Source organism: Vibrio sp. 10N.222.49.C9, from assembly GCF_041474985.1.
Taxonomy (GTDB): Bacteria; Pseudomonadota; Gammaproteobacteria; order Enterobacterales; family Vibrionaceae; genus Vibrio; species Vibrio crassostreae_C.
In genome coordinates this window covers 1-320 of sequence record NZ_JBFRVD010000476.1, presented here as the reverse complement: position 1 = coordinate 320, position 320 = coordinate 1, and the positions used below count along the sequence as shown (strand labels likewise).

At 49.4% G+C, this 320-nt stretch carries 2 protein-coding genes; both read right to left on the bottom strand.

What is annotated here, in order from left to right:
• Positions 1 to 127: prepilin-type N-terminal cleavage/methylation domain-containing protein (locus AB4585_RS24065; RefSeq protein ID WP_372171271.1), on the bottom strand; the 127-nt coding region annotated here is incomplete at its 3' end.
• A gap of 12 nt (positions 128 to 139) precedes the next feature.
• The coding region (locus AB4585_RS24060; RefSeq protein WP_372171270.1) for a type II secretion system protein GspG at positions 140 to 320 on the bottom strand (181 nt) is incomplete at its 5' end.

Genomic DNA, 320 nt, shown 5'->3' with positions numbered 1-320 from the left:
TCTCTGCGGCATCTGAACTGCTAGTGGGTAAATTAACCACTACCGCTATGGCGCTAACCGACACCAAGACCATGACTAGCATGATCTCTAGGAGGGTAAAGCCGCGCTGTCGTTTATCACGTCTCACTATAGTTACGAATTATTGGAAATCTTGTAGATTCCAGTTGCCGATATCAGCAGCAGCTCCCTCGCCACCCTCTCGACCGTCAGCACCTAGAGTAAAGATATCGATGTTACCGTTATCGCCAGGGCTCAGGTATTGGTATTCGTTACCCCATGGGTCGTTTGGAAGACGACGAATGTAACCATCACCACGGTAG